We start from the raw sequence: 23,122 nt of genomic DNA, 5'->3' as shown, positions 1-23,122 counted from the left end.
CACTATGGCGCAAGTCGTCGGCTTTCGGCGGAGTGGTGTTGCTGGGGCCATGTCGCCAGGCCCGGACCGAACGGTCACTGATCGCGGGCCGCGGTCGACGACCCTGCTGGTGCTGTCGGTTATCATGGCGGCATGGATTGCGTCGCCGCTATGAACATTCGCACCGCCGCTTAGCGGCGGTATCGCGGTTGCCATAAACCGCGGCCTCATTGCCTGCCCCGCTGGGGTCAGTGCCAGGGCGTACCGCCGGATCAGTGTCCCGCCGGCAGCCCCAATCGCGTGTCTCGCTGTGCTGCCGGATCGTCCCGCGTGATCCGGGGAGCAAATCCATGTCGCAGCAGTTCCATCCAACGTACCAAGATCCTTTCCCTCGCACGTCCGAGGCATTCCTCGCTGTCGCCGACAAGCCGGCCGCAGCCACCGCGAAAGCGAAGCCGAACCATGACGTGCAGCCCGAACCCGCCAAGCTTTTCCTGATGGTCGGGCTCCCCGGCGCCGGAAAGACCACCCGGGCCAAAGAACTTGCCGCGGCGCACCGCGCGCTGCGGCTGACCCCGGACGAGTGGATGATCTCCCTGTTCGACGGGTCGCAGCCCGACGGCAAGCGCGACCTCCTGGAAGGACGGCTCATCGCACTAGCCCTGCAAGCGCTGCAACTGGGCACCAACGTTGTGCTCGACTTCGGGCTCTGGAGCCGCGACGAACGGTCGGCACTGCGCTGGCTGGCAACATCGGCCGGGGCGGCCTGCCAAGTCATCTACCTGCCCATCGACAAGGACGTCCAACGCGCCCGGATCGCACACCGCCAGGCAACCGCACCGCACGCGACATTTCCGATGAGCGAGGCGGACATCGACAAATGGCGCAAGCAGTTCCAAGCACCAGATGCCGCCGAACTCGGCGGCGGGGACATCCCCGGTCCGCCACCGGGGTGGCTGGGCTGGCCGGAGTGGGCCGCGGACCGATGGCCCTCGCTCGCACACGGCAATACCTCAGAGGCGTGGAGGCGACATCGGCCGGCGGCCGAGTGACGGATCCGTCGGGCACCGGCACGTACGTCCGCCCTCGGCGGAGTCAGCGTGCCGGTCCCGGCGTCGCGGCCGCAGCACGCTCGATCGCGCGGTAGACCGTCAAGCGGCCACGCCAAACAACTCGGCGCTGGTGTGTTCGCCGGCCTTTGTAGGGCGACGGGGTGCGCTTCCGAAGACGACCTCGTCATGTCCGTCTGCTCCTGCTGCGCGGTGCAAACCCAGGGCAGACGCTTGCCATCATCATCACGCGCGAAGAAGACGGTCGGCCCATCCGCGTGATCAACCACTTTTAGTCCTGGCAGGACCAGCCGGCCGCACCGGCATCAACCACCTGGACGAGAACGCCTTGACCGTGTTCACGATCGCGGATACAAACCTAGCCCCGACCAGCGGTTATGCCCGACCGCTGCCCCTTTCTGGCGTATTCGGTTCCCACCCCGAACACGCACCGCCCCATGCCCCGGCCCACCCGCGGCCCCTCTGCGTCAACGCCCGGCGCCGGGCTGCATGGCCGGTGAGGGGTAGACGGTGAACACCCGTTGGCCGTCGAGCCACGCGCTGAGACGCCGCGCTTCGGCCGCCAACGCCTCGCGGGCCTGCGGGGAGACATCGTCATCAAGCAGGCGCAGCTCGACCACACCGCCGGGATCCTGCACCCATGCACCGACGACGCGTCCGTCGACCCAGGCGGTGGTCCCGGCGTTGCCCGCACTGTCGAACAACTGTGGTGCGTGCGCACCGAGGTAGAAGGCGCGTGCCTTCCAGCCCATCACGGTCGGATCGAGCAACGGCAGGAGCGCGACCCACGGCTCGGCGGCGAGGACCGGAGCGAGATCGTCCTCCCGCAGCCACCCGACCGAGCCGTCCTCCAGGGACACCCGCTGCGCGCCGATGTCGTCCAGCGCGGTGCGGACTGCGGACTTGGTGCCGCCGAACCACCAAGCGAGGTCGTCGACGGTGCCGGGACCGTAGGACCACAGCCACCGGGACACCAACTCGGCATAGCCCTGCCGCGTCGCAAGCGCCTCGGGCACCTCGGCCCCCCACCACGCCTGTGTCGTCGTCCATGTCGGGCGACTCGTGTACCAGGCTCCAGCGTTGGCCGCGCGCGCCACCGCGCCGTCCAGGCTCAGCTGGGTGAGCACTCGCGGAGCGATCGCGATCCGTCCTCCCCAGGACTTGTCCGGAGCCTGCTCGATGACACCGGCGGCCTCGGGCACTTCCTCGCGTACCCGCTTCGACGACCGCGGCACGCCGTCGGCCAGGTGCGCCAGCACCGCCTCCTCCGCAGTCGCGAGCCATGCGGCTCCCTGCCCCTCAGCGGCCGGTCCCCAGCGTTGGAGGTCCCTGACCAGTCGTTTGCGATGGGCCGCGGCCACCCGGGCCGAGGCGCTTCCCCACACCGCCGGCACAAGATCGCGGGGGAACACGAACAGAGTCTCGCGCATCGACTGCTGTCGAATGAGGGAACGTGTGTCGTAGAGCGCCCGTTCGACGTCGTCGATGTCGAGCGCGTCGACCCGTGCCCAGCAGGACAGGTGCACGCTCGGCGGGTCGGTGGCGTGTAGACACACCACCGCACGCGCGGCCTCCTCGGGAGAGGCCGCCTTGGCCGTGGGTGGGAGAGCGTGCCGTACGCCTAACCGGGCGCGCCGCTCCTCATCGGTTACCAAGCGCATGGGGCCATCCTGGCGCAGAGGGCCGACAGATCGAGGCGCACGCTGGCCCAGGTTGGTGCGAGTGACGCCCCTGGCGATGAGCGCGTCCGTGGGAGCTATACCTAATCAGGACGGCGGTTAGAGCACTTTGGGGGGGCTGGTCGTCGCGGGGCACGCGGGCCGGCTGTCCTGGGAGCACGACCCGGTGCCCGGCGTGAGCTTCCCGTTCGCTGGGGGAGGTGTTCGACTCCCTGGAGCTGGCGCAGGGGGAGTGAGCGGCGCTGCGAGGAGTTCGAGAGCGCCCAGAGCGTGCCCGACGGGAGCGCGGGCACACACACGGACAACGTGCTCACGATCCGGCGGCTGCGCTGACCGTCTCGGGAACGCCGCTCGGCGTCTGGCTGCGGTAGGAGTGGCCGAGCTGGTCGCCGAGGCCGAAGTAGTGGCGGAAGTTGTAGACGAGCGGGCTCCACGCGGCCGGATCCACGTGCTGGGTCCCCGGTACGACGATGCGCGGGTCGGCGTGCACTTTGGAGACGACCGCCTCGGCGATGACGAACGAGCCGGACACGTCCAGGCCCACCCGCACGGCCATGGCCTCGAACTGCAGGGGGCACTCGGCCACGCGCGGCGGCCGCACCCCGTCGGAGGGCTGCGCCCGCAGCCCGGCGGCACCGAACTTGTCGGGCTCGAAACGGCTGCGATCGGCCTTGCTCGCGGGCACGGGGTCGCGGCCGGTCAGGGGCGCCAGCCGCTCCACCGCCTCCCACAGGTGCGGAGCGGGCAGGTTGATCACCAGCTCGGGCCGCTCGGCGAGGTTGCGCGCCGTGTGTCCCTCGGCCCCCAGTCCCAGGACGATCACGTTGCCCAGCGCCCAGGCCGACGACATGGGCGCGAGGTTGAAGGTGCCGTCCACGTTCTCGGTCGAGAGCAGCACGACCGGGGTGCCGAAGTACAGGATGCTGGGCTCGATCGTCATGTGGTTCATGAACAGGGAGCCTAAGAACGGGACGTTCAAACGGCGGACGAAACGTCCCATGAAGTGGGCGTTGAGAAGAGTCGGCCAGCCTGGGGCAGGTCAGCTTGAGGGTGGTTCGGGCAGAGCCGCCAGGAGTTGGTCGAGCTTGGCTCGACCTGCCCGAATCGCGTTTCGATCAGGCCTTTCATGTGTTGCTCAAGCTGGTCTAGGTGCTCCTTCGTGGCCAGCGAAGCAGGGTCGGCCATGATCTCGCCGAAGACGGGCTCGGTGTACCCGAGGATCTCCTGACGGATCGTGTTGGGAAGCCCCGCTGGCGTCCGTTCCCGCGGCAGCCCACCCTTTCGCGGGTTGCGGGAGCGGCGGCGGGCGGGGTCAGCTCCATCTAATAGACGTCGTCACCGCTCGGGTCGGCGCCGGTGCAGGGCGCGCAGGTTGGCCCCCTCGTCGCCATCGCAATGAGGCTCACGCCGCATGTGAGGCCATTGATTCATTCAAAAGCAGATGCTGTTGCAAGGGCCGAGCCAAAAGGACCCGCAGCCGGTGGCCAGCAGATCTTGCGGCGAGCAGGGTGGCACACGATGTCGGCGTCGATCTACCACGTCGGTGCAGGATCGGCAGCCGGCGTCAAACGCGAGGACCCAGCCTGTCATCGCTGGTCTCCCGTTCGTCACACGAGGAAGACATCCGGTCCGTATGCCGCCACCTTGCCCTATCTCGCTGGCGTGTGGCGGGACGGTGACCTGGGAGATCGGCCCGCCGCGCTGACCGTGCTCATTCGGTCGTGGGTCGCTCAGGCCCTGTAGTCACAACCGCAGCTCGCACGGATGGTCAAGGTCGCGAGGGATTCGCGGTCGTCGGGGTGCCCGGTCAGCAGGCCGACCGCCCGGGCGGCCATCGCCTCCACCGGCTGCCGCACGACCGTCAACGGGGGAGAGGTGAACGCCGTCTCGGCGGATCCGTCGAGGCTGATGACGGCGAGGTCGTCCGGGATGCGCACCCCCAGCTGGTAGGCCGCGGACAGGATCCCGAGTGCCTGGACGTCGGAAGCGACCACCAGCGACCTCGCCAGTGTCCCGAGCCGGTGCTGTCGCCGGAACTCGGCGGCCGATTCCTCGCTGCTGTAGCCGGACCGGAGGAGCGACCCGTCGTCGCCGACGAGCGCGGCCCATGCGCGGATGCGCTCGCCGGTGGGGCCGACGTCGTCGGGGCCTCCCCAGAACGCCGGCGCACCGTAGCCATGGCCTTGGAGGTGCCCCACCGCCTCATGGACGCTGTGCGTGTTGTCGCTCTCGACAAGCAGGCCCTCGACACCGGCGGGTTTGTGGTGGACGTAGACGACCGGGACGTCGATTTCGACCGAAAACTCCTGGTCTGGCCAGAACGCTGTGATCAGCAGCCCGTCGACCTGGGCCGAGAGCAACGCCTCGATGGCCTGGCGCTCGGATCGTCCCGACACCGCGGCGTGGCTCACGAGCGCGAACCGGTCGGCGTCGCCGACGGCCTGGACGATCGCTCGGGTGAGCTCGCCGAAGTAGGGAATGGTCGGGTCGGGTGTCAGCACCCCGACGAGGCCCGTACGGCCGGAACGCAGGGCTCGCGCGATCCGGTTCTGCCGATATCCGAGATCCGCGGCCGCGGTGAGCACGCGCTCCTTGGTCGCGGGCGCGACGTTGCGCGGCCCGTCGTTCAGCACGTAGCTCACTACGGCGGTCGACGTGCCCGCGCGCTTAGCGATATCCGCGTACGTGACCATGAATACCCACTCTACTGCCGCGTGGGCCAGGCGCCGGTCGGAGAGCCTCGGCCGGCGCCGCCCCTACAGCGTCAGAGGGTCACGGCGGCCCGCAGCGTGTCGAGGAAGATCTGGCCGTCGACACTCGTCACGACGCGGGTGTTCACCGGGCGCGGTGGGGTGCGACGGTCGGCGTAGGTGTGCCCACGGGTCGTCGGGTCGGTCGCCACCTGCAGGTGGAGATCCTCGGCGTTGACGATCATGCCGGGATCGATGGCGATCGCCATGGCGATGGGGTCGGGGAGGTCGTAGCCGGCCAGCCCGGTCTCCTCGACCGCGAACACGTGCACGTCGCGGTTGATGTCGGCGACGAACTGCCCGAGCCTCCCGAGGTCGCGCAGGCGGCGATCCTCGTCCGGATCGATCACCGCGTACTTGCGCGAGATGTCCCAGCCGACCATGGTCTTGTCGCCCGGCGCCTGGAGCACGATCTGCGCCGCCTCGGGGTCGGCCCAGGCGTTGTACTCGGCGATCGCGGAGACATTGCCGTTGCCGTCGCTGGTGCCCAGCATCATGTAGGTGTGTCGGAACCTCGTGAGGAACTCGGGGTCGATCGTGATGGCGGCCGCGATGTTCGTCAGGGGTCCCAGCGTCACGAGCGTATGCCGCCCGGGCTCGTCGCGGGCGATGTCGAGAAGCGCGAGCACGGCGTGGCCGTCCCGCGTCGCCATCCGAGGTTCGGGCAGCGACGTTCCGCTCATTCCATCGGAGCCGTGCACGTTCTGCGCGGTCCCAAGCTCGCGGACGAGCGGAGCGGGGCATCCCGCCCACACCGGCACGTCGCCGGCCCCCGCCAGTTCGAGGGTGACCTTCGCGTTACGGACGCCCTGCTCGATGGGCACGTTCCCGGCGACGACCGTGACGGCGCGGATCTCCGACCGTGGATCGCGCGCGGCCATCAACAGGGCGACGGCGTCATCGGACGCGGTGTCGGTGTCGATGACGAGACTCTGGGGCACGGGTGATCTTCTCCTTGTTTCTGTGCGTTCAGGACTTGGTGGAGGACTCTCAGGACTTGAGGTACGGCTTTCCGCCCGCCGCCGGCGCGCGGGACCGCCCGACCAGGCCGGCGACCGCGAACACCGTGATGACGTAGGGCAGCATGAGCATGAACTCGCTCGGCACGGGGGAGCCGATGATGCCCAGCATGCTCTGGAGGTTCGTGGCGAATCCGAACAGCAGCGCCGCGAAGGTGGCCCTGATCGGATGCCATCGGCCGAAGATGACGGCCGCGAGGGCGATGAAGCCCATGCCGTTCGTCATCTCCTTGGTGAACGCGCCGACGGAGTCGAGTGTGAAGTAGGCACCGCCGACACCGGCGATCGCGCCGGCCAGGGCGACGTTCCAGAACCGGGTGCGGTTGACGTCGATGCCGACCGTGTCGGCCGCGGTCGGGTGCTCGCCGACCGCGCGGACCCGCAGACCCCAGCGGGTCCTGAACAGGCCGAACCACACCGCGAACGCCGCGACGTACATGAGATACACGATGATCGTCTGCCGGAAGAGCACCGGCCCGACGATCGGGATCGCCGACAACCCGGGAACCGGCAGCACCGGGAACCGGTCCGGCGCGTTGAACAGGTCGGCGTCGGACTTCAGCACCTTCACGTACAGGAAGCCCGTCAGGCCGGTCACGAGCACGTTCAGCACGATGCCGACGATGACCTGGTCGACGACATAGCGGATCGCGAAAGTGGCGAGTATGAGAGCGACGAGTACGCCCCCGGCCATCGCCGCGACGAGCCCGAGGACGGGCTGACCGGTGACCGACCCGACGACGGCGGCCGAGAACGCGCCGAGCAGCAGTTGGCCCTCGAGCGCCACGTTCACGACGCCCGCGCGCTCGCCGATGACGCCCCCGAGGGCGCCGAAGACCAGCGGGGTGCCGAGCGCGAGGCCGCCGATCAGCAGTCCGGTGACGGGGATGGTCCGTCCCGCCGACGCCCAGGTCAGGAACGCGACGAGGAACACGATCGCGAACACCGCGACGAGCCGGCGCGGCACCCGCCGTCCGGCACCGAACAGCACGAGCGCGTGGGCCGCGACCGCGAGCCCGGCGAGCACGAGGGCGAGCGCGGCGACGGTGCCGCCCGTGGGGACCGCCAGCGGAGCGAGCGCGACGAGGTCACCGGGCGTCGTGAGGCCGAAGGTGCTCGTTCCGGTACGGGCGACCGCGAAGCCGAGGACGAGCGCGATGACGGCGAACGCGTAGAGCGCGATCGGCGCCTTCCAGGAGCGGCTCACGGCCGTCCTGGCACTGACGGTCGCGGTGCCGCTCACGCTGCTCACCTGGTCACCGCCTTCGGGGTGCGGGGGAGCCGGGCGCCGGCGGCCGGGGCGGGCAGCCGGAACACGGCGCGTACGAGGGGCGGCGCCGCGATCAGCAGCACGATCACGGCCTGCACGACGAGGATGAGGTCGATCGGGACCGTCTGGGCCGCCTGCATCGCGTACCCGCCCGTCTTGAGCGCGCCGAACAGCAGGCCGCCGGCGAAGACGCCCCACGGGCGCGAGCGCCCGAGCAACGCGACCGTGATGGCGTCGAAGCCGATGCCCGCGTCGATGCCCGAGCCGAACCCCGTGGTCGTCGTGCCGAGCACCTGCGAGGCTCCGGCGAGGCCGGCGAGGCCGCCGGACATCATCATCGCGACCAGGTACACGCGCCGCACCTCGATGCCGGCCACCCGCGCCGCGTCCGGGTTCTCGCCGACCGCCCGGAACCGGAAGCCCAGGCCGGAACGGTTCAGCACCCACCAGACGAGGCTCGTGGCCGCGACCACGAGCACAAACCCGGCGTGCAGGCGGAAGGAGCCGATGCCGAGCAGATCCGACAGCGTCGGCATCACCGCCGTGTCGAGCGCCGCCGGCGACTTCGGGCCGTTCGAACCGGGCGCCTGCAGCGCCCCCGGGGTGCGCAACAGGAACGACACCAGGTAGAAGGCGACGTAGTTGAGCATGATCGTGACGATCACCTCGTGCGCGCCGGTCCTGGCTTTGAGCACACCCGCGACGCCGCCCCAGAGCGCGCCGCAGGCGACCGCGCCGAGCACGCAGACGAGCATGTGCAGGGGGTACGGCATTGGAAACGACCAGCTGATCCAGCCGGCGGCGGCGGCCGCGACGAGCATCTGCCCTCGGCCCCCGATGTTGAACAGGCCACTCCGGAACGCGACGGAGACGCCGAGACCGGCCGCGATGAGCGGGGTCGCGAGCGTGAGCGTCTCGGTGAGCGGCTTGATCTGGTTCGCCCAGCCCACGCGCGTCCCGTTGAAGACGGCGCCCTGGAACAGTGCCGAGCACGCGCCACCGATGGCGTCGCCGGCCGCGAGGACGGCATCGGCGGGACGCGCGAACAGGTAGCCGGACGCCGCCTGCACCTCGGGATCGGTGAGCACGATGAGGACGCTGCCGACCAGCAGGGCGAGCCCGATCGCGAGGACGGAGACGACGGCGTTGCCGCCGGAGATCTCCCTGAGGATCCGATGGGAGCGGGGCGTGTCCTGTGTCATATCGCCACCGCCTGGGGTGCGGCACCGGCCATCATGAGGCCGAGCACGTCGCGCGGGCTGTCACCGGGCACGACGCCGACGATCTCGCCGCGGTACATCACGGCGATGCGGTCGGCGAGCGCGACGACCTCGTCGAGCTCGGTCGACACGACGATCACGGGCACTCCCGCGTCGCGGGTCCGGACGATCCGCTGGTGGATGAACTCGATCGAGCCGACGTCGACGCCGCGGGTGGGCTGGGCGGCGACGAGCAGCCGCAGCTCGCGGTTCAGCTCGCGGGCGAGCACGACCTTCTGCTGGTTGCCGCCGGACAGGCGGCCGACGTTGGTGCCGGTCCCTTGCGCGCGGATGTCGAACTCGGTGATCGCGGCACGGGCGAACGTCTCGATCGTGTCGAGCTGCAGCGCGCCCGCCCGTACGAACGGAGCACCGTACGAGCGGTCGAGCATGAGGTTCTCGGCGATCGTGAACTCGGCGACGAAGCCGTCCCGCGCGCGGTCCTCCGGCACGAACCCGACGCCCGCGTCGAGGACCTGCCGCGGCGTGCGACCGGCCAGCTCGACCCCGTCGAGCGTGATCGAGCCCTCGACCCGCGGCTGCAGCCCGAGGATCGCCTCCGTCAGCTCGGTCTGGCCGTTGCCCTGCACACCGGCGATCGCGAGGATCTCCCCGCGCCGCACGGCCAGGTCGACGTGCGACACGACGTACTGGCCGTGCGCGTCGATGACGGACAGGTCGCGCAGCACGAGCGCGGTGTCCCCGGGCTGGGCCGGCGCCTTCCGCACGGTCAGCTCGACCGCGCGGCCGACCATCATCGAGGCGAGCTCGGCGTTGCCGGCCGTGGGCGACGCCTCGCCGACCACCTTGCCGAGACGCACCACCGTGATGCGGTCGGCGACCTCGCGCACCTCACGCAGCTTGTGGGTGATGAACACGATTGCGGTGCCGCGCTCCTTGAGCCGGCGCATGATCGCCATCAGTGCGTCGGTCTCCGGGGGCGTGAGCACGGCGGTGGGCTCGTCGAAGACCAGGATCCGGGCGTCACGGGAGAGGGCCTTGACGATCTCGACCCGCTGCTGGACGCCCACCGAGAGATCCCCCACGAGCGCGTCGGGGTCGAGGTCGAACCCGAAGCGCTCCGAGATCTCCCGTACGCGGGCCCGGGCGGTGTCGAGGTCGAGCGTGCCACCGGCACGCGTGGGCTCGTTGCCGAGCATCACGTTCTCGGCGACCGTGAACACGGGGATGAGCATGAAGTGCTGGTGCACCATGCCGATCCCGGCGTTCATCGCATCGCGCGGGCCGGAGAACCGCTGGACCACGCCGTCCAGGAGGATCTCGCCCTCGTCGGCCTGGTACAGGCCGTAGAGCACGTTCATGAGCGTGGACTTGCCCGCGCCGTTCTCACCGAGAAGGCAGTGGATCTCGCCGGACCTGACCACCAGATCGATGTGGTCGTTCGCCGTCAGGCTACCGAACCGCTTGGTGATGCCGCGGAGCTCGAGTTTCATGAGGTCTGGCCTGCCTTCCGGGTCACGGCTTGATGGAGCCGTCGATGAGTCCGGCCCGGATCTTGTCCAGCTCCGGGCCGAGGGCGGTGCCGGCTCGGTCCGCGAGGTCGTGGAAGGGCGCGACCCCGACGCCGTTGTTCGACAGGGTGCCGACGTAGCCGGCCGCTCGGGCCTCTTTCCCCGTCGCGCCGGCCGCCTGGGCGACCGCCACGTCGACATGCTTCAGCACCGACGTGAGGAACAGGCTCCGGTACTTCGGATCCGACTCGTACCCGTCGGTGTCGACGCCGATGAGCGCGGCGGACGTCCCCCGGTCGCGGATCGCCTCCGCCGCGGACTGGTAGATCGGACCGCCGACCGGCATCAGCACGTCGGCACGCTGGTCCAGCAGGCTCTGGGCGACCGTCTTGGCCTCGACGCCCGCCGCGTAGCCGCCCACGAACGTTCCCGTCCGCTTGGAGACGTTCCATCCGACCACCGCCACGGAGGCCTTGTTCTGCCTGTTGAAGTAGTCGACGCCACGGGCGAAGCCGTCCATGAACGCGGTGACGGGCGGGATCTGCGTGCCGCCGTACGTGCCGACCACGCCGGTGGTCGAGTAGCTCGCCGCGATGTAGCCGGCCAGGAACGCCGCGGGAGTGATGTCGAAGGTGATCGTCGTCACGTTCGGAAGGTCGATCGAGCCGTCGTCGACGATCGCGAACCGGATCCCGGGGTTCGCCTCGGCGGCGGACCTGATGGCGTCGACCAGGTTGAATCCGACGCCGACGATCACCCTGCAGTCGCCGTTGATCAGGCTCTCCACGTTGGGGACGTAGTCGTCGGAGGTACGCGAGATCGTCACGGTCGGCTTGGTCCCGCCTGCCCGGGTGAGCCCGGCGTAGGTCAGCTCGTTGAACGAGCCGTCGTCGATCCCGTTCGTGTCCGTGACCATGCAGAGCGACGACGCAGCCCCGCCGGCACCGCCGCTTTCGGGCGGTGCGCCGCAGCCGGCCAGTGTCGTGCTCATCGCCGCGATCAGCAGGGCCAGCACGCTGACCCGCACCTTGTTGATGTTCATCGATTACTTCCTTGTTCATCTCCGATGCCCGATGCGCCCCATCGGCGCACGGCACGAGCCCCGGCGGCGACGCCGTGCTCCGCGGCTTCGTACAGGGACAGGCCCCGGCTCAGTGCGGCGGCGACCGTTCCCGCGAAGGCGTCACCCGCTCCCGACGTGTCCACGACGACGTCGACCAAAGGCGCCGGCACCCGGCGGATCTCGCCGTCGGGCGAGATGATCGCAGCGCCTTCGGCGCCGAGCGTGATGACGATGTCGATGCCCCATCGCCTCGCGAGGTCCGCGGGGCGCGAGTCCTCGCCGAGATGGCGGCGGGTGAGGGCGGTCGCCTCGCCCTCGTTGACGATCAGCGGCGCGGCCGTCCTGAGCGTCGCCTCGCTGACCTCGATGACCGGCGCCAGGTTCAGCACGAACCGCAGGCCGTGCTCCCGTGCGAACGCGGCGACGGCGTGGACGACCGCGGGATCGACCTCCCCTTGGGCGACGAGCGTGGTGGTGGTCCTGTCGCTGCCGCGCGTCCTGTCGAGGACGGCGGCGATCGCCAGGTCGGCCGTGAGCGCCGCGTTGGCGCCCCGGTCGACGACGATGGCGTTCTCGCCTTTGTCGTCGACGATGATCCAGGCCTGACCGGTGGGACGGGTCTGGTCGCGCACCGGCCGGACCTCGACGGCCCGCGACCGTAGCCAGCCGAGGGCCTGTTCAGCGGCGGGGTCGTCGCCCAGCGCGCAGACGATGGTGACCGTCGCCCCGGCCTCCGCCGCGGCGACGGCCTGATTGGCTCCCTTGCCACCGAGTTGCTGGTGGTTCGTCGCGGCGAAGACCGTCTCGCCCGGGACGGGCAGCATGGCGACGTGGACGGTCGTGTCGAGGTTCACGGATCCGACGACGACGACAGTTGGTTCGAAGGTGAACGCCATGGTGCATCCAATCGATTAGATGACGACGTTTCTAATCGATTAGGCGGGCAGAGCGCAAGCCCCTCGAACCGTCCGGTTGGGCGGGTGGTGCGTGGCCTGATCAGGGCCGATCGGGGGAGCGGAGGCATGCGAAGGCGAAGTGGGCGTCGGCCGGCCGGCGCGCGGCATGCACTCCCCGCCGATCCGTAGGACCATGCCGGTGCCTCGACGCTCGCCGCGCGGCAGCGGGCCTACACGAGCAGGGGCAGGCGCAGGACGAAGCACGCTCCGCCGACCGCGGACCGCCGGACTCCCATGCAGCCGTGGTGGGCCTGGGCGATTTCGCGGGCGATCGCCAGACCGAGGCCGGCTCCCTCCTTGTCACGACAGCGCGCACTGTCCAGCCGGGTGAAGCACTCGAAGATCCAGTCCCGGTCCGCTTGGCCTGCTTCCTCACCGTCGTCGGCGACGACCAACTCGGCCCGGCCGTCGCGGCGGTGCACGCGCACCTCGACCAACCGGTCAGCATGCCGCTGGGCGTTGTCCAGCAGGCCGGTAAGAGCACGTACGAGCTGAACGGGCACCGCGTGAACGGTGACGCCGGAGGTCAGCCGGAGCCGCACAGGGATGCGATCCGATCGGCGCAGGACCTCGTACCGCACCAGGTCGGCCAGGTCGAGGTCCTCCCAGCGGTCCGACGCGCCGGCCCTCGGCCTGGCCAGATGGAGAAGGTCCGCCACGATGCCCTCCAGGCGGTTGACGTTCTTCAACGCCCGCTGGAGCAGCTCGTGGAGGTCGGTCTCCTCGGGGTGCATCACCGCCTCTTCGAGCTCCACGCGCAGGCCGGTCACCGGGCTCCGCAGCTCGTGAGAGGCGTCGGCGACGAACTGGAGCTGTCGGGCGAGCGCCTCCTGGCCGGCCGCGACGGCACAGGCCCGCCGGTCCATCGGACAGTCACTGAGCACGTCACAGTGCGCGCAACGATCGGCGACGCTTGTCGAGTAGCGTTCCATCTGAGTGGTCATCTCGTTCCCCGTCACCGGCCGCCCGGCTGCCACCTCGGGGTGGCTGCTCCGCGACCAGGTGGACTACGGCGGTCTTCCCCCATGATCCGGCGCGTGTGGGCGCCCGCGCATCCCGCCGTGAACGACGGTACGGGAAGGTGCTGACGGTTTACTGACGCCCGACCGTCAGCCGGGCCAGGTTCACGGCCTCCTGCCGGGTCAGGCGGGCTCCCCGCCGGTAGGACTCCGCGAAGGCGTCCTCGCCCAGGACGGCGGTCGCCGCCGCCGTGATCCGGTCCACGTCACCGCGTTCGGCGGGAGGCAGCGGGGCTCCCACACCGCGGCGTGCCGCGTCCGCCGCGCCGAGCAACTCGGCCGCGCGTGCTGCTCGGCCCGCGTCCCGCGACAGCGCCGCCGCGCCCGCCAGCCCTTCGAACGACAGGGCCAGCGCTCGCGGCTCTCCCATGGAACAGGCGAGCTCCAGGCCGCGGAGATGGTGGGCCGTCGCCTGAGCCTCGTCACCACGGAGCTCGGCGGTGAAGCCGCGCTCCGCCCAGAGCAGGTGGTCACCCACTTCCGAGGAGGGATAGTGGTCGAACAGGCGCATTAGGTACGCCTCCGCCGCGTCAAGATCCCCTGAGCGGCGAGCCCCGAGCGCGAGCCCGATGACCGCGAGACTCTCCACGTAGACGTTGCCCTGTTCGCTTGACAGCCGCCGCGCCCGCTCGTGCAGCTCATGAGCCCGCTCCCAGTCACGGGAGAGCAGTGCCAGCCGCCCCAGACCGGAGTAGCGGGCGGCGAGGTCGGCCGCCAGGCCCAGTTCCTGCGCGATGCGCAGCCCCTCATACCGGCGCTGTTCCGCCTCCGCGTAGTCGCCCCTGATCTCGGCGAGCTCGCTCAGCGGGGACGTGGCCTGCAACTCGCCCCACTGATCTCCAAGCCGACGGAAGATCTCCGCGCTTCTCACGCTGTTCCGCTCCACACCGGTGAGATCTCCCTGGACCAGCGCGTGCATGGCCCCCAGCCCGAGCGCGGCCGCGATGCCCCACGAGTCGCCGGCGGCGGTGAAGAGGTCGAGCGCACGAGCGTTGGTCGCCCTGCTGCCGGCCAGTTCCCCGACGTTGTACAGTCCGTACGCGTACAGCCACACAGCGCGCCCGCTCCGCACCGGATCATCGATGGCCGGGTCGGCAGGCGGTGGCGTTCCCGGCTGGGTGCCGTTCAACAGGATGAACGCGTCCCGCAGCAGGTGGAGTTCGGCGGATTCGCCGGTGACGGTGAGCACCGCCGACATGGTGCGGCACCCCTCGTTCAACCGTCCACGCAGCAGCCACCACCAGGACAGGGCGGTGGCCAGCCGCACGGCTTCGCGACCGCCCGCGCCCTCCCGCGCGCGGCGCAGCGCCGCCTCCAGCGCGGAGCGCAGATTGGCCGCCTCGGCGTCCAGCCGGGCGAGCCACGCCTGCTGCTCCCCGTCACGCAGATGGGGTTCGGCCTGTTCGGCGAGGTCGAGGTAGTAGCGCATGTGCCGGTCCCGGGTGGCGGTGAGATCCGCCATCTCGGCCAGACGCTCCAGCGCGTACGCGGCCACGGACTCAAGCAGCCGGTAGCGGGGGCCCTCGGATCCGTCGACCACGACGACCATGGAACGGTCCACCAGTCGCGCCACCAGGTCCAGGACTTCCTCGCGGGACACACCGTCACCGGAGCACACCGCTTCCGCGGCGTCCAGGGTGCAGCCGTCGCTGTGCACGGCGAGGCGACGCAGCATGATCCGTTCCGGCACGCTGAGCAGCTCCCAGCTCCAGTCGATCATGGCCCACAGGGTCCGCTGGCGCGCCGGCGCGCCCCGCTGTCCGGACGTGAGCAGCCGGAACCGGTGCTCCAGGCGGGCCGCCAGCTCTCGTACGCCCAGCCCGCGGACCCTGGCCGCCGCCAGCTCAAGAGCGAGCGGTATGCCGTCGAGCCGGCGGCAGATCTCCGACACGGCCTCGCGTGTCTCGGGGGTGGCCCCGTCGAGGGAGAACCCCGGGGCCGAGGCCGTGGCCCGCTCGGTGAACAGGCGTACCGCGGCGGCCGGTCGCAGCGGTTCGACGAGAAAGACCATCTCACCGGTCAAGCCGAGCGGCTCGCGACTGGTTGCCAGGACACGGAGGTCGGGCGCGGCACACAGCAGTCGCCGGGCGAGTTCGGCCGCCGCCGCGACGACATGTTCGCAGTTGTCCAGGACGAGCAGGATCCGGCGTTCCCGCAGAGCGGCCGTGAGCCGGTCGATCAGCTCCGACGGGCCACCCCATCCGGGCGTCCCGGAGGGCGCGTCGTCCCGGATCCCGAGTACGGTGGCGACCACCTGCATGAGGTCGGTCAAACCCCCGTGCCGCGGGGCGAACTCGACGAGCCACGCTTCGTCGACTTCCTGGGCGAAGCGCGTCGCGGCCGCCACCGCGAGCCGGGTCTTGCCCACTCCTCCGGGCCCCGTGAGCGTGACGAGGCGGGCACGGCCTAGCAGGTCGCCGACCTCGCCGAGGGACTGTTCGCGGCCGATCAGCGTACTGAGCGGTGCCGGCAGGTTCGACTGCGGGCAGGCAGGGGGCGGCGGGCCCGATGGGCTCGCGGAGGTGTCAGGCGGTGCGAGCGACGCGTCCTGACGCAGGATCGCGCCCTGCAGCGCGGCCAGCTCAGGGCTCGGATCGAGGCCGAGATCGGCGGTCAGGAGCTCCCGCAACTCCGCGTACGACGCCAGCGCCTCGCTCTGACGGCCGGCCAGGTACAAGGCGCGGAGCTGGATGGCCCGCAGCCGTTCGCGCAGCGGATACCGGGCCACGAGGTCGGCGAGCTCCCCGATGAGCAGGATGTGGTCGCCCAGCTCCAGCCGGGCCTCGGCCTGCTCCTCCAGGACCGCCAGGCGTTGTTCGGTGAGGCGTTGGGCCGCCGCTCGTGCGAACTCCTCGTCCTCGACGTCGGCGTAGGCGGGCCCCCGCCACAGTCCGAGCGCCTCGGTGAGCAACCCGGCCCGCGTACGTGCGTCGCCGACGGACCGGGCCTGCGTCACCAGGGACTGGAAACACTGCGAGTCCACCTCGTCGGCGGACCGGTCGAGGCGCAGCCGGTAACCGGCCGACTCGTGGACCACGCGATCACGGCCGAGCGCGCGGCGTAGCTGGGAGACCTTGACCTGGAGGGTGTTGGCGGGGTTGCCCGGAGGTTCCTCGCCCCACAGGTCGTCGATGAGCCGGTCCGCGGTGACCGGCCGGCCCTCGTGCACGAGCAGGTCGCTCAGCAGCGCCCGGACCTTGGACTCTGGGACCCGCACCGGATTTCCGTCGCTGTCCCACACCGACAGTGGACCCAGCACTCCGAACCGCACCAAAACACGATACACATCGCTGAACAATGGGCCGTCAGCGAATCATCAGGTCTGCAAAGCAGGGCAAAACACAGGTATTCCCGGCAAGGTCACACGTACTGGATCAGGGGCTCTCGGCTCATGCACAAGGCGGTCCGCCGCAGGAGCTCGTCCCTCCGCCGAACCGGAGCGTCACGCGAAGCCAAAAATTTCCCCCATTTCCCGGCAGTGGGCGACGGAATGCACTACTGCCTCGCTCATACTGGCCGCTGCAGCGGCGAGCACCCGCCGCCTTCGCCCCGCCGTCTCACCCGCTGGATCACCACCAACCTAGGCGTCGTCGAGGTCGCAACCTGATGGACGACGGGCCGAGCGGGCTATCGTTCCGGGACGGCCGCTCCATCGAGTGGTGACCGAGGCACCGGAGCAGCGTGGTTGGCGAGCGTCCGGCGGACGTGCCCACCCGGCCCTGGGCGGAGCCCGGCTTTATCGGGTCTTGCGGGTGTACACGACGCGGTCGACCAGGCGTTCTTTCTGGCCGGGCGGCGTGAAATACAGGTCGAACGTGTGCTGTTCGTTCGACCTGATGGTGATCACAGTGCGCATCGGGATCGTCTTGCCCAGGTAGTCGGGGCCGAGAATGCCCGGGTCGGTGAACTGGCCGGGCATGGAGATCTTCGACGTTCCGTGCGTGAGGGCAGGGCCGCGGTAGGTCATCGAGGTCGGGGTAACGTTGTCGAAGGTGGTCCACTCATAGCGGCGGTCGATGTTGGAGAAGCCGAGCACGCCCACCCGGAAGTACTTGTTCCCGCCGAGGGTGCCTTCGGTCTCCTCCTCCAGGAACCGTCCGCTGGTCTTGGCGATCCAGCGGGTGCGGACAGTGATGTCCTTGGACACGATCGGCTGGCCGTCTGGGCTGAGAACATAGTTGGTCTTGATCGCCTGCCAGGTGCCGACCAACGGGTCGAGGGCGTGCTGGTAGGGGCCGGGCGTCAGGTTGTCGGCAGGTTCGCTGGCGGCGGTGGCGGATGCGCCTGTCGTACCGGTCAGGGCGAGGACGGCCGCGGCGACCGCCCAGACGAGTTTCCTGATCATGAGAGTCGCTCTCTTAAGTCGGAGGCATGGGTGGTGACCCACTGGTCGAAGGTGCGGGGCGGGCGGCCGGTGAGCTGTTCCACGGTGGGGTGGACAGTGGTCTCGTCGATGGTGTGGTCGCGGTAGAAGCTGAAGAACGCCTTGACGTACTCCACCGGTGTGGTGGCGCTCATCTCGGCCCAGGCGTCCTCGTCTGACAGTGCCTCGAAGCGCAGGTCACGGCCGAGTGCCCGGCCCAGGATGCGCACCCGGGCGGCCGGCAGCAACGCCTGTGGTCCGGTGAGCGAGTAGGCGCGGCCCTCGTGCCCGGGCTCCAGCAGCGCCAGGGCCGCCACGGCGGCTATGTCGGCCGGGTCGATGCTCGCAATCGGCACATCACCGAAGGCGTCGCGCACCACGTCGCCGGCACGCAGCTGCGGCAGCCATCGCAGGGTGTTGGACATGAAGGCGGCCGGCCGTAGGAACGTCCAGGCCAGGCCGGACTCGCGGACCGCCGTCTCAGAGGCGATCATGTACTGCGAGACGGCGTTCCCGGTGTCGGTGGCCACCGCGGACTGACCGGACAGCAGCACCACCCGCTCGACCCCGGCGTCCACGAACTCGGCCGCCAGTCCAGGCATGTCGCGGTAGCCGGGTAGCAGGAACACCGCCCGAACCCCGTCCAGCGCGGGGCGCATTGAGGCTGGATCGTTCAGATCGGCACCGGAGGCGCGAGACACTGCGCGAACCGGGACGCCGGCCTCGGCCAGTGCCCCCGCCACCTCGCGTCCGACGTTGCCGGTGGCACCAGTGACCAGGATCATCGCAGCGTCCCTGCGAAGTGCGCGACGGACCTCCGCCGAGGTCCGGCGGCGGACCTGCTCGTGCCCGCGGAGCCGGCGGCCGAGGTCGATGACCACGGCGTCCGGAGGCGAAGGCGGCCACCGGAACCGCCTGTCACCAAGATCATGGATTTCCTCCTTCAGAATGTTAGGGATCGTTCCCTAACAGTGGGCTACAGTAGGACAGTTCCTCCGTCCTAACAAGGGGTCGCACATGCGGCGCAGCGCCGTGCAGACGCGTGAGCACGTGCTCCAGATCGCCCACGACCTGTTCTACTGGCACGGCATCCGGGCCGTCGGCGTCGACCGGATCGCCGCCGAGGCGGGCGTCGCGCCCACGACCCTCTATCGGCTGTTCGCCTCCAAGGACGACCTGATCACCGCATACGTTGAACGAGCCGGTTCGCTCTACAGGGACTGGTTCAATGCCGTGACCGCGGACGACAGCCGGGGGCCGAGCCAACGGATACTCGCGCTCTTCGACGCGCTCGCCGAACAGGTACGCCCCGGCCAGTGCCGCGGCTGCCCCTTCCTGATGGCCCTGGCCGAGATCCCCGACCCGCATCACCCCGCCCACCAGCACGCGGCCGGCACCAAAGGCTGGGTCCGTGCGCGCCTGGGCGAGCTGGCCGAGGCCACCGGAGCCGCCGATCCCTCCTCGCTCGCCGACCACCTCACCCTTGCCATGGAAGGCGTGTACGCGTCCGTCCAGGCACTTGGCGACCAGGGCCCCGCCCGGCGCGCCAGGTCACTCGCCGAACTCCTTCTCGCGTCCGCGACATCCGCGAACGAATGACGCGATCACCTCCGATCGACAAGGCCGTGGTCCCGATCAGCCCAGCAAGCCCCAACCATGACCACCCGCCAAGGGGCAAGAACGAGCGCATGCCAGCGTCCGACGCATGACGATCGCCGCCCCGGATCGTGATCAATGCCCGTGATCTGGCCTTCTGCGATTGCCATGCCCTGTGGGTCCTGATCAGCGGCCAACGCCGGGCCGAAGAACGGGGCGGCGCCGTCCGGCTGATCGGCGTGCAAGGAGTGCTCGCCGGCGGCCTCGATCTCCATTCCGCCGACGCTGTCCACCCCGCAGGCCGCGGCCTGGTGGATTCGGCTGGCCGTGCTCCTGGTCGGCGCCGCCGTGGGTGGCACCTTGTGGTGGTTGCTGGCCGATCTGTCCGGCCAGGCCGGACAGCCCACCCTCGGGGCAGGCAGCGCGCGGGGGGAGGTGCTGCGCACCGCGCTGGCATCCGGCGCCGGGGTGGGTGCCGCCATCACCTTGGGCTTGGCCTTCCATCGTCAGCGCCACCAAGAGATCACCGCCGCGCACACCACCCACGACGCCACCGAACGGCGGGTCACCGACCTGTACACCAAAGCGGTCGAGCAACTCGGCCATGACAAGGCCGCCGTACGCCTGGGCGGCCTGTACGCCCTGGAACGCCTGGCCCAGGCCAACCCCGGGCACCGCCAAACCATCGTCAACGTGATCTGCGCCTACCTGCGCATGCCCTACACCCCGCCCACGACACCGGACCCGGACCACCAACGCAAGGCCGCGCTGCAGGCGGCCCGGCACCGCTACCGGGCCGCTCGCACAGCCGCCGTCGCGGCCCCGGCGGCACCGTCACCAGACCCGGCCGACCAGGAAGGCGAACGGCAGGTACGCCTGACCGCCCAGCGCATCCTGGGCGAGCACCTGCGCGACGATCGTCCGCTGAAGCGGCGGGACAAGCTCCCGCCCAGTCCGCTGCTGTGGGAAGGGATGCGCATCGATCTAACCGGCGCCACTCTCATCGACTTCGACTGGATCGACGCCCACATCTCCACCGCCGAATTCAGCCGCGCCCACTTCATTGGAGACGCCCGGTTTTTGCGCGCGACCTTCGGCGAAAGGGCCTCGTTCAAGGTGACCTCGTTCGAGGCGGCGACCTTCACCGGGTACGCCGACTTCGGCGAGGCGACCTTCGGCGGAGGGGCCAGGTTCGAGGGGGCGACCTTCGCAGATACAGCCTGGTTCGGGTGGGCGACCATGTGGGGCGCCGACTTCAGGGGAGTGACCTTCGCCGGAAACGCCTACTTCGAGGAAGCGAGCATCCCTGGGAGCGCCTCGTTCGAGGCGTCGATCTATACCGGGGACGCCAACTACACGGGAATGGGTGTCGCGGGGGAGGTCAGGTTCGCGAATGCGACAGCCGATCCTTCAGGTAATCACGTGTGGCCGGACGAGTGGCATCTGCAGGTGACACCCGAGGGCGTGGGGCGTCTGATGTGGGCGCCCAGGGGCGAGAACCCCTGACCGGTCGGATCGGGTTCGGCGTGCAGACCGCACAGTGCATCAATGCCGCCCTCTTCCCGGAACAGCGTCACACCAGGTCAACGCCCTGTCGCTTAGCGCAGGTCCCCGTGGTCGCAGGGTTCGATCGGGGGATACATCGCCCCAAGATACAAGCGCCAGCGCCCGAGTTAGCAGGACTCCACCGACCACCTGACCAGAAGTCCGACCCGTGTCACACACCACCAGCACACGCGGATCGCTCTCAGCACGAAGGCCCCCGTGCAGAATCCCGCGCACCGGATACCTGCCTCGGAGCGGGTACAGGTCGGTGCGTGCCTTGGTGATGTTGAAGGCGAACGTGCCGTCGGAGCGGAGTTCGGCGCTGCTGCTGAACGCTTCGTCGATCCCTGGTATGTCGTCGATCAGGCACCTGGCGGCAAACCTGAGGGCCTTGACTGTGAAGCTGAAAGCCGAGCAGCTGAGCGAGTTGGGCGGCTGAGATGTTCCGTTGACCGCCGCCCGACGAGTGTGGCAGCTTGCGGATCACGAGATTCCAGGTCGCCCGTGCCACCGCCGCCGCCGTCGGAATGCTGCTCGCGCTAACGGCATGTACGCCGGCAAGCGGTGGCCGGACCGGGCTTATGCTCGGCAGGGACGGCGATTTGACGGTGGCGGTGGCCTGGTGCGACCAGGCGCCGGATTCGGTGGTCGTCTACCACCGCTCTGGTGGCGAGTTGCTCGATCAGGCCAGGATCAGCGGTCCGGCTCTGCAGGGTGAGAAGATCGGGTTCGTCGACCTGGAGGAGCTGCCCAAGGGCTGGTCCGTGACGGAGGGCGATCTCGACCTGCGCGAGGACCGGTTCTACGAGATCAGGGCGTACAAGACCGGAGTGCAGCTCACCTACGGTGGGGTCACGCTCAGAGCAGGCCATAAGAAGGACCTGTACCGGGACGGGATCGTGATCCAGTACTACGACGACAGCTCCGAGTACGGCTACGACGTCAAGCTCAATCAGGACGGCCTCAGGAACAAGGCCGAGGAGATGTGCTGAGGCCGCCCCCCAGGCGCGGAGAGCCCCCGGCGGGGCCGTCGCCGATGATGACGTCCCAGCGTTTCACAGGCCACCAATGAAACAAGCCCGAACGGCCCCTGGTAACGCAATCCGTGAGCGTGATTACAGTTAGCTACCTGTGGGGCTGGTCGCGCAACACGATCGCGAAACGCCCGAAGCCGGACAGAGGGGGCCGCGTGTGCCAGGATCGCCCGTATGACTTTCGCTCCCAAGAGTTCCACCGGGCAAGCAGGCACCGCACGCGTCACGCGGCCGTCGTGGATTCGTTCTGTTCCCGAGGGTGCCGCCGGGCCCGCAGAGGGAGTTGTGCCCAACGACTACGACAGTATCGCCGAGGCGTATTCGGCCGAGAACGAGACCAGCCTCCTCAACGCCTATTACGAGCGACCTGCGATGCTGGACCTGGCCGGTGACGTGGCCGGCCGGCGGATCCTCGACGCCGGTTGCGGCTCCGGCCCCTTGTCCGCGGCACTGCGCGACCGCGGCGCCATCATGACCGGCTTCGACGCCAGCGCCAAGATGCTGGAGCTGGCCCGGCAGCGGCTCGGCGACGATGTGCCCCTGCACCTGGCTGATCTGAGTAGCCCGCTGCCGTTCCCCGATGCCGCATTCGATGATGTCGTTGCGTCGTTGGTCCTGCACTACCTGGAGGACTGGACGGCACCGTTGGCCGAACTGCGGCGCGTGCTGGCGCCCGGCGGCCGACTGCTCGTGTCCGTCAATCACCCTTTCGCCGACTTCCTGCAAGCCGAGCCCGGCACCAGCTACTTCGCGACTCGCAGCAGCTCCGACGAATGGACCCTTGGCGGTCACACCGCCCTGCTGACCTTCTGGAGTCGGCCGCTGCACGCGATGGCCGACGCCTTCACGGGGGCAGGCTTCCGGATCACCGCCATCAGCGAACCGGCCCCCGCACCGAGCGCCCGCGAAGCGTTCCCCGAAGCCTTCGCGGACAGACCCTCGGGAAAGTTCCTGTCCTTCTTGTTCTTCGTCCTTCAGACCGACTGATACCCGTACCAGGCCACGTTTGCCTTGGCGACGACGCCTGGGCAGGGAGGAGGGGTCGTGA

Annotated in this window: 20 protein-coding genes; 6 read left to right on the top strand and 14 right to left on the bottom strand. The window is 69.7% G+C overall.

Annotation, left to right across the window (positions count from 1 at the left end):
* Positions 1 to 329: 329 nt before the first annotated feature.
* A complete protein-coding gene (locus tag BLS95_RS46690; protein WP_245765704.1) occupies positions 330 to 1,031 on the top strand; it encodes a P-loop nucleotide/nucleoside kinase family protein in 702 nt (233 codons plus the stop codon).
* 485 nt (positions 1,032 to 1,516) lie between these two features.
* On the opposite strand, the gene BLS95_RS46685 is transcribed toward BLS95_RS46690, so the two are convergent.
* The 13 genes from BLS95_RS46685 to BLS95_RS46625 form a co-directional block, all read right to left on the bottom strand.
* Complete coding sequence (locus tag BLS95_RS46685; RefSeq protein WP_090946059.1) at positions 1,517 to 2,710, bottom strand: winged helix DNA-binding domain-containing protein; 1,194 nt, start codon at positions 2,708 to 2,710, stop codon at positions 1,517 to 1,519.
* A gap of 328 nt (positions 2,711 to 3,038) precedes the next feature.
* Positions 3,039 to 3,677 (bottom strand): flavin reductase family protein, encoded by a 639-nt coding sequence (locus BLS95_RS46680; protein WP_218136327.1) that lies wholly within the window; start codon positions 3,675 to 3,677, stop codon positions 3,039 to 3,041.
* 781 nt (positions 3,678 to 4,458) lie between these two features.
* Positions 4,459 to 5,421 (bottom strand): LacI family DNA-binding transcriptional regulator, encoded by a 963-nt coding sequence (locus BLS95_RS46675; RefSeq protein ID WP_090946057.1) that lies wholly within the window; start codon positions 5,419 to 5,421, stop codon positions 4,459 to 4,461.
* A gap of 71 nt (positions 5,422 to 5,492) precedes the next feature.
* The gene (locus BLS95_RS46670) at positions 5,493 to 6,419 is read right to left on the bottom strand and encodes a nucleoside hydrolase (protein WP_090946056.1); all 927 of its coding nucleotides are present in this window, start codon (positions 6,417 to 6,419) and stop codon (positions 5,493 to 5,495) included.
* Positions 6,420 to 6,468: 49 nt separating this feature from the next.
* Entirely contained in the window at positions 6,469 to 7,740 is a 1,272-nt protein-coding gene (locus BLS95_RS46665) for an ABC transporter permease (RefSeq protein ID WP_218136326.1), read from the bottom strand.
* 5 nt (positions 7,741 to 7,745) lie between these two features.
* Entirely contained in the window at positions 7,746 to 8,969 is a 1,224-nt protein-coding gene (locus BLS95_RS46660; protein ID WP_090946054.1) for an ABC transporter permease, read from the bottom strand.
* On the bottom strand, positions 8,966 to 10,480 hold the full coding sequence (locus BLS95_RS46655; RefSeq protein ID WP_090946053.1) for an ABC transporter ATP-binding protein: 1,515 nt from the start codon (positions 10,478 to 10,480) through the stop codon (positions 8,966 to 8,968). The genes BLS95_RS46660 and BLS95_RS46655 overlap by 4 nt, the downstream gene beginning before the upstream one ends.
* A gap of 22 nt (positions 10,481 to 10,502) precedes the next feature.
* Complete coding sequence (locus BLS95_RS46650) at positions 10,503 to 11,540, bottom strand: BMP family ABC transporter substrate-binding protein (RefSeq protein ID WP_090946052.1); 1,038 nt, start codon at positions 11,538 to 11,540, stop codon at positions 10,503 to 10,505.
* On the bottom strand, positions 11,537 to 12,457 hold the full coding sequence (locus BLS95_RS46645) for a PfkB family carbohydrate kinase (RefSeq protein WP_090946051.1): 921 nt from the start codon (positions 12,455 to 12,457) through the stop codon (positions 11,537 to 11,539). Before BLS95_RS46645 ends, BLS95_RS46650 begins: the two co-directional genes overlap by 4 nt.
* Before the next feature lie 230 nt (positions 12,458 to 12,687).
* On the bottom strand, positions 12,688 to 13,461 hold the full coding sequence (locus BLS95_RS46640) for a sensor histidine kinase (RefSeq protein ID WP_090946050.1): 774 nt from the start codon (positions 13,459 to 13,461) through the stop codon (positions 12,688 to 12,690).
* Positions 13,462 to 13,609: 148 nt separating this feature from the next.
* Positions 13,610 to 16,807 carry an AfsR/SARP family transcriptional regulator gene (locus BLS95_RS46635; protein ID WP_176993756.1) on the bottom strand — a complete coding sequence of 1,066 codons (3,198 nt, stop codon included), beginning with the start codon at positions 16,805 to 16,807 and terminating at the stop codon, positions 13,610 to 13,612.
* 465 nt (positions 16,808 to 17,272) lie between these two features.
* Entirely contained in the window at positions 17,273 to 17,881 is a 609-nt protein-coding gene (locus BLS95_RS46630) for a DUF1579 family protein (RefSeq protein WP_090946049.1), read from the bottom strand.
* On the bottom strand, positions 17,878 to 18,684 hold the full coding sequence (locus BLS95_RS46625) for an NmrA family NAD(P)-binding protein (protein ID WP_090946090.1): 807 nt from the start codon (positions 18,682 to 18,684) through the stop codon (positions 17,878 to 17,880). Before BLS95_RS46625 ends, BLS95_RS46630 begins: the two co-directional genes overlap by 4 nt.
* Before the next feature lie 232 nt (positions 18,685 to 18,916).
* On the opposite strand from BLS95_RS46625, the gene BLS95_RS46620 reads away from it, so the two are divergent.
* Positions 18,917 to 19,498 carry a TetR/AcrR family transcriptional regulator gene (locus BLS95_RS46620; RefSeq protein ID WP_090946048.1) on the top strand — a complete coding sequence of 194 codons (582 nt, stop codon included), beginning with the start codon at positions 18,917 to 18,919 and terminating at the stop codon, positions 19,496 to 19,498.
* A 5-nt stretch (positions 19,499 to 19,503) separates the two neighbouring features.
* Here BLS95_RS46620 and BLS95_RS46615 read toward each other — a convergent pair whose 3' ends face one another.
* Positions 19,504 to 19,770: a hypothetical protein gene (locus tag BLS95_RS46615; protein ID WP_090946047.1), complete on the bottom strand. Its 267-nt coding sequence runs from the start codon at positions 19,768 to 19,770 to the stop codon at positions 19,504 to 19,506.
* Between the two features lie 52 nt (positions 19,771 to 19,822).
* On the opposite strand from BLS95_RS46615, the gene BLS95_RS46610 reads away from it, so the two are divergent.
* The 4 genes from BLS95_RS46610 (at position 19,823) to BLS95_RS46600 (ending at position 23,061) form a co-directional block, all read left to right on the top strand.
* Positions 19,823 to 21,001 (top strand): pentapeptide repeat-containing protein, encoded by a 1,179-nt coding sequence (locus BLS95_RS46610; RefSeq protein ID WP_090946046.1) that lies wholly within the window; start codon positions 19,823 to 19,825, stop codon positions 20,999 to 21,001.
* Positions 21,002 to 21,308: 307 nt separating this feature from the next.
* On the top strand, positions 21,309 to 21,479 hold the full coding sequence (locus BLS95_RS56370; protein WP_176993755.1) for a hypothetical protein: 171 nt from the start codon (positions 21,309 to 21,311) through the stop codon (positions 21,477 to 21,479).
* 142 nt (positions 21,480 to 21,621) lie between these two features.
* On the top strand, positions 21,622 to 22,032 hold the full coding sequence (locus BLS95_RS46605; protein ID WP_090946045.1) for a hypothetical protein: 411 nt from the start codon (positions 21,622 to 21,624) through the stop codon (positions 22,030 to 22,032).
* 327 nt (positions 22,033 to 22,359) lie between these two features.
* Positions 22,360 to 23,061 carry a class I SAM-dependent methyltransferase gene (locus BLS95_RS46600; protein WP_245765703.1) on the top strand — a complete coding sequence of 234 codons (702 nt, stop codon included), beginning with the start codon at positions 22,360 to 22,362 and terminating at the stop codon, positions 23,059 to 23,061.
* Positions 23,062 to 23,122: the final 61 nt, after the last annotated feature.

This window comes from Nonomuraea jiangxiensis, from assembly GCF_900099965.1.
Lineage (GTDB): Bacteria > Actinomycetota > Actinomycetes > Streptosporangiales > Streptosporangiaceae > Nonomuraea > Nonomuraea jiangxiensis.
This window is presented reverse-complemented; position numbering and strand designations above follow the sequence as displayed.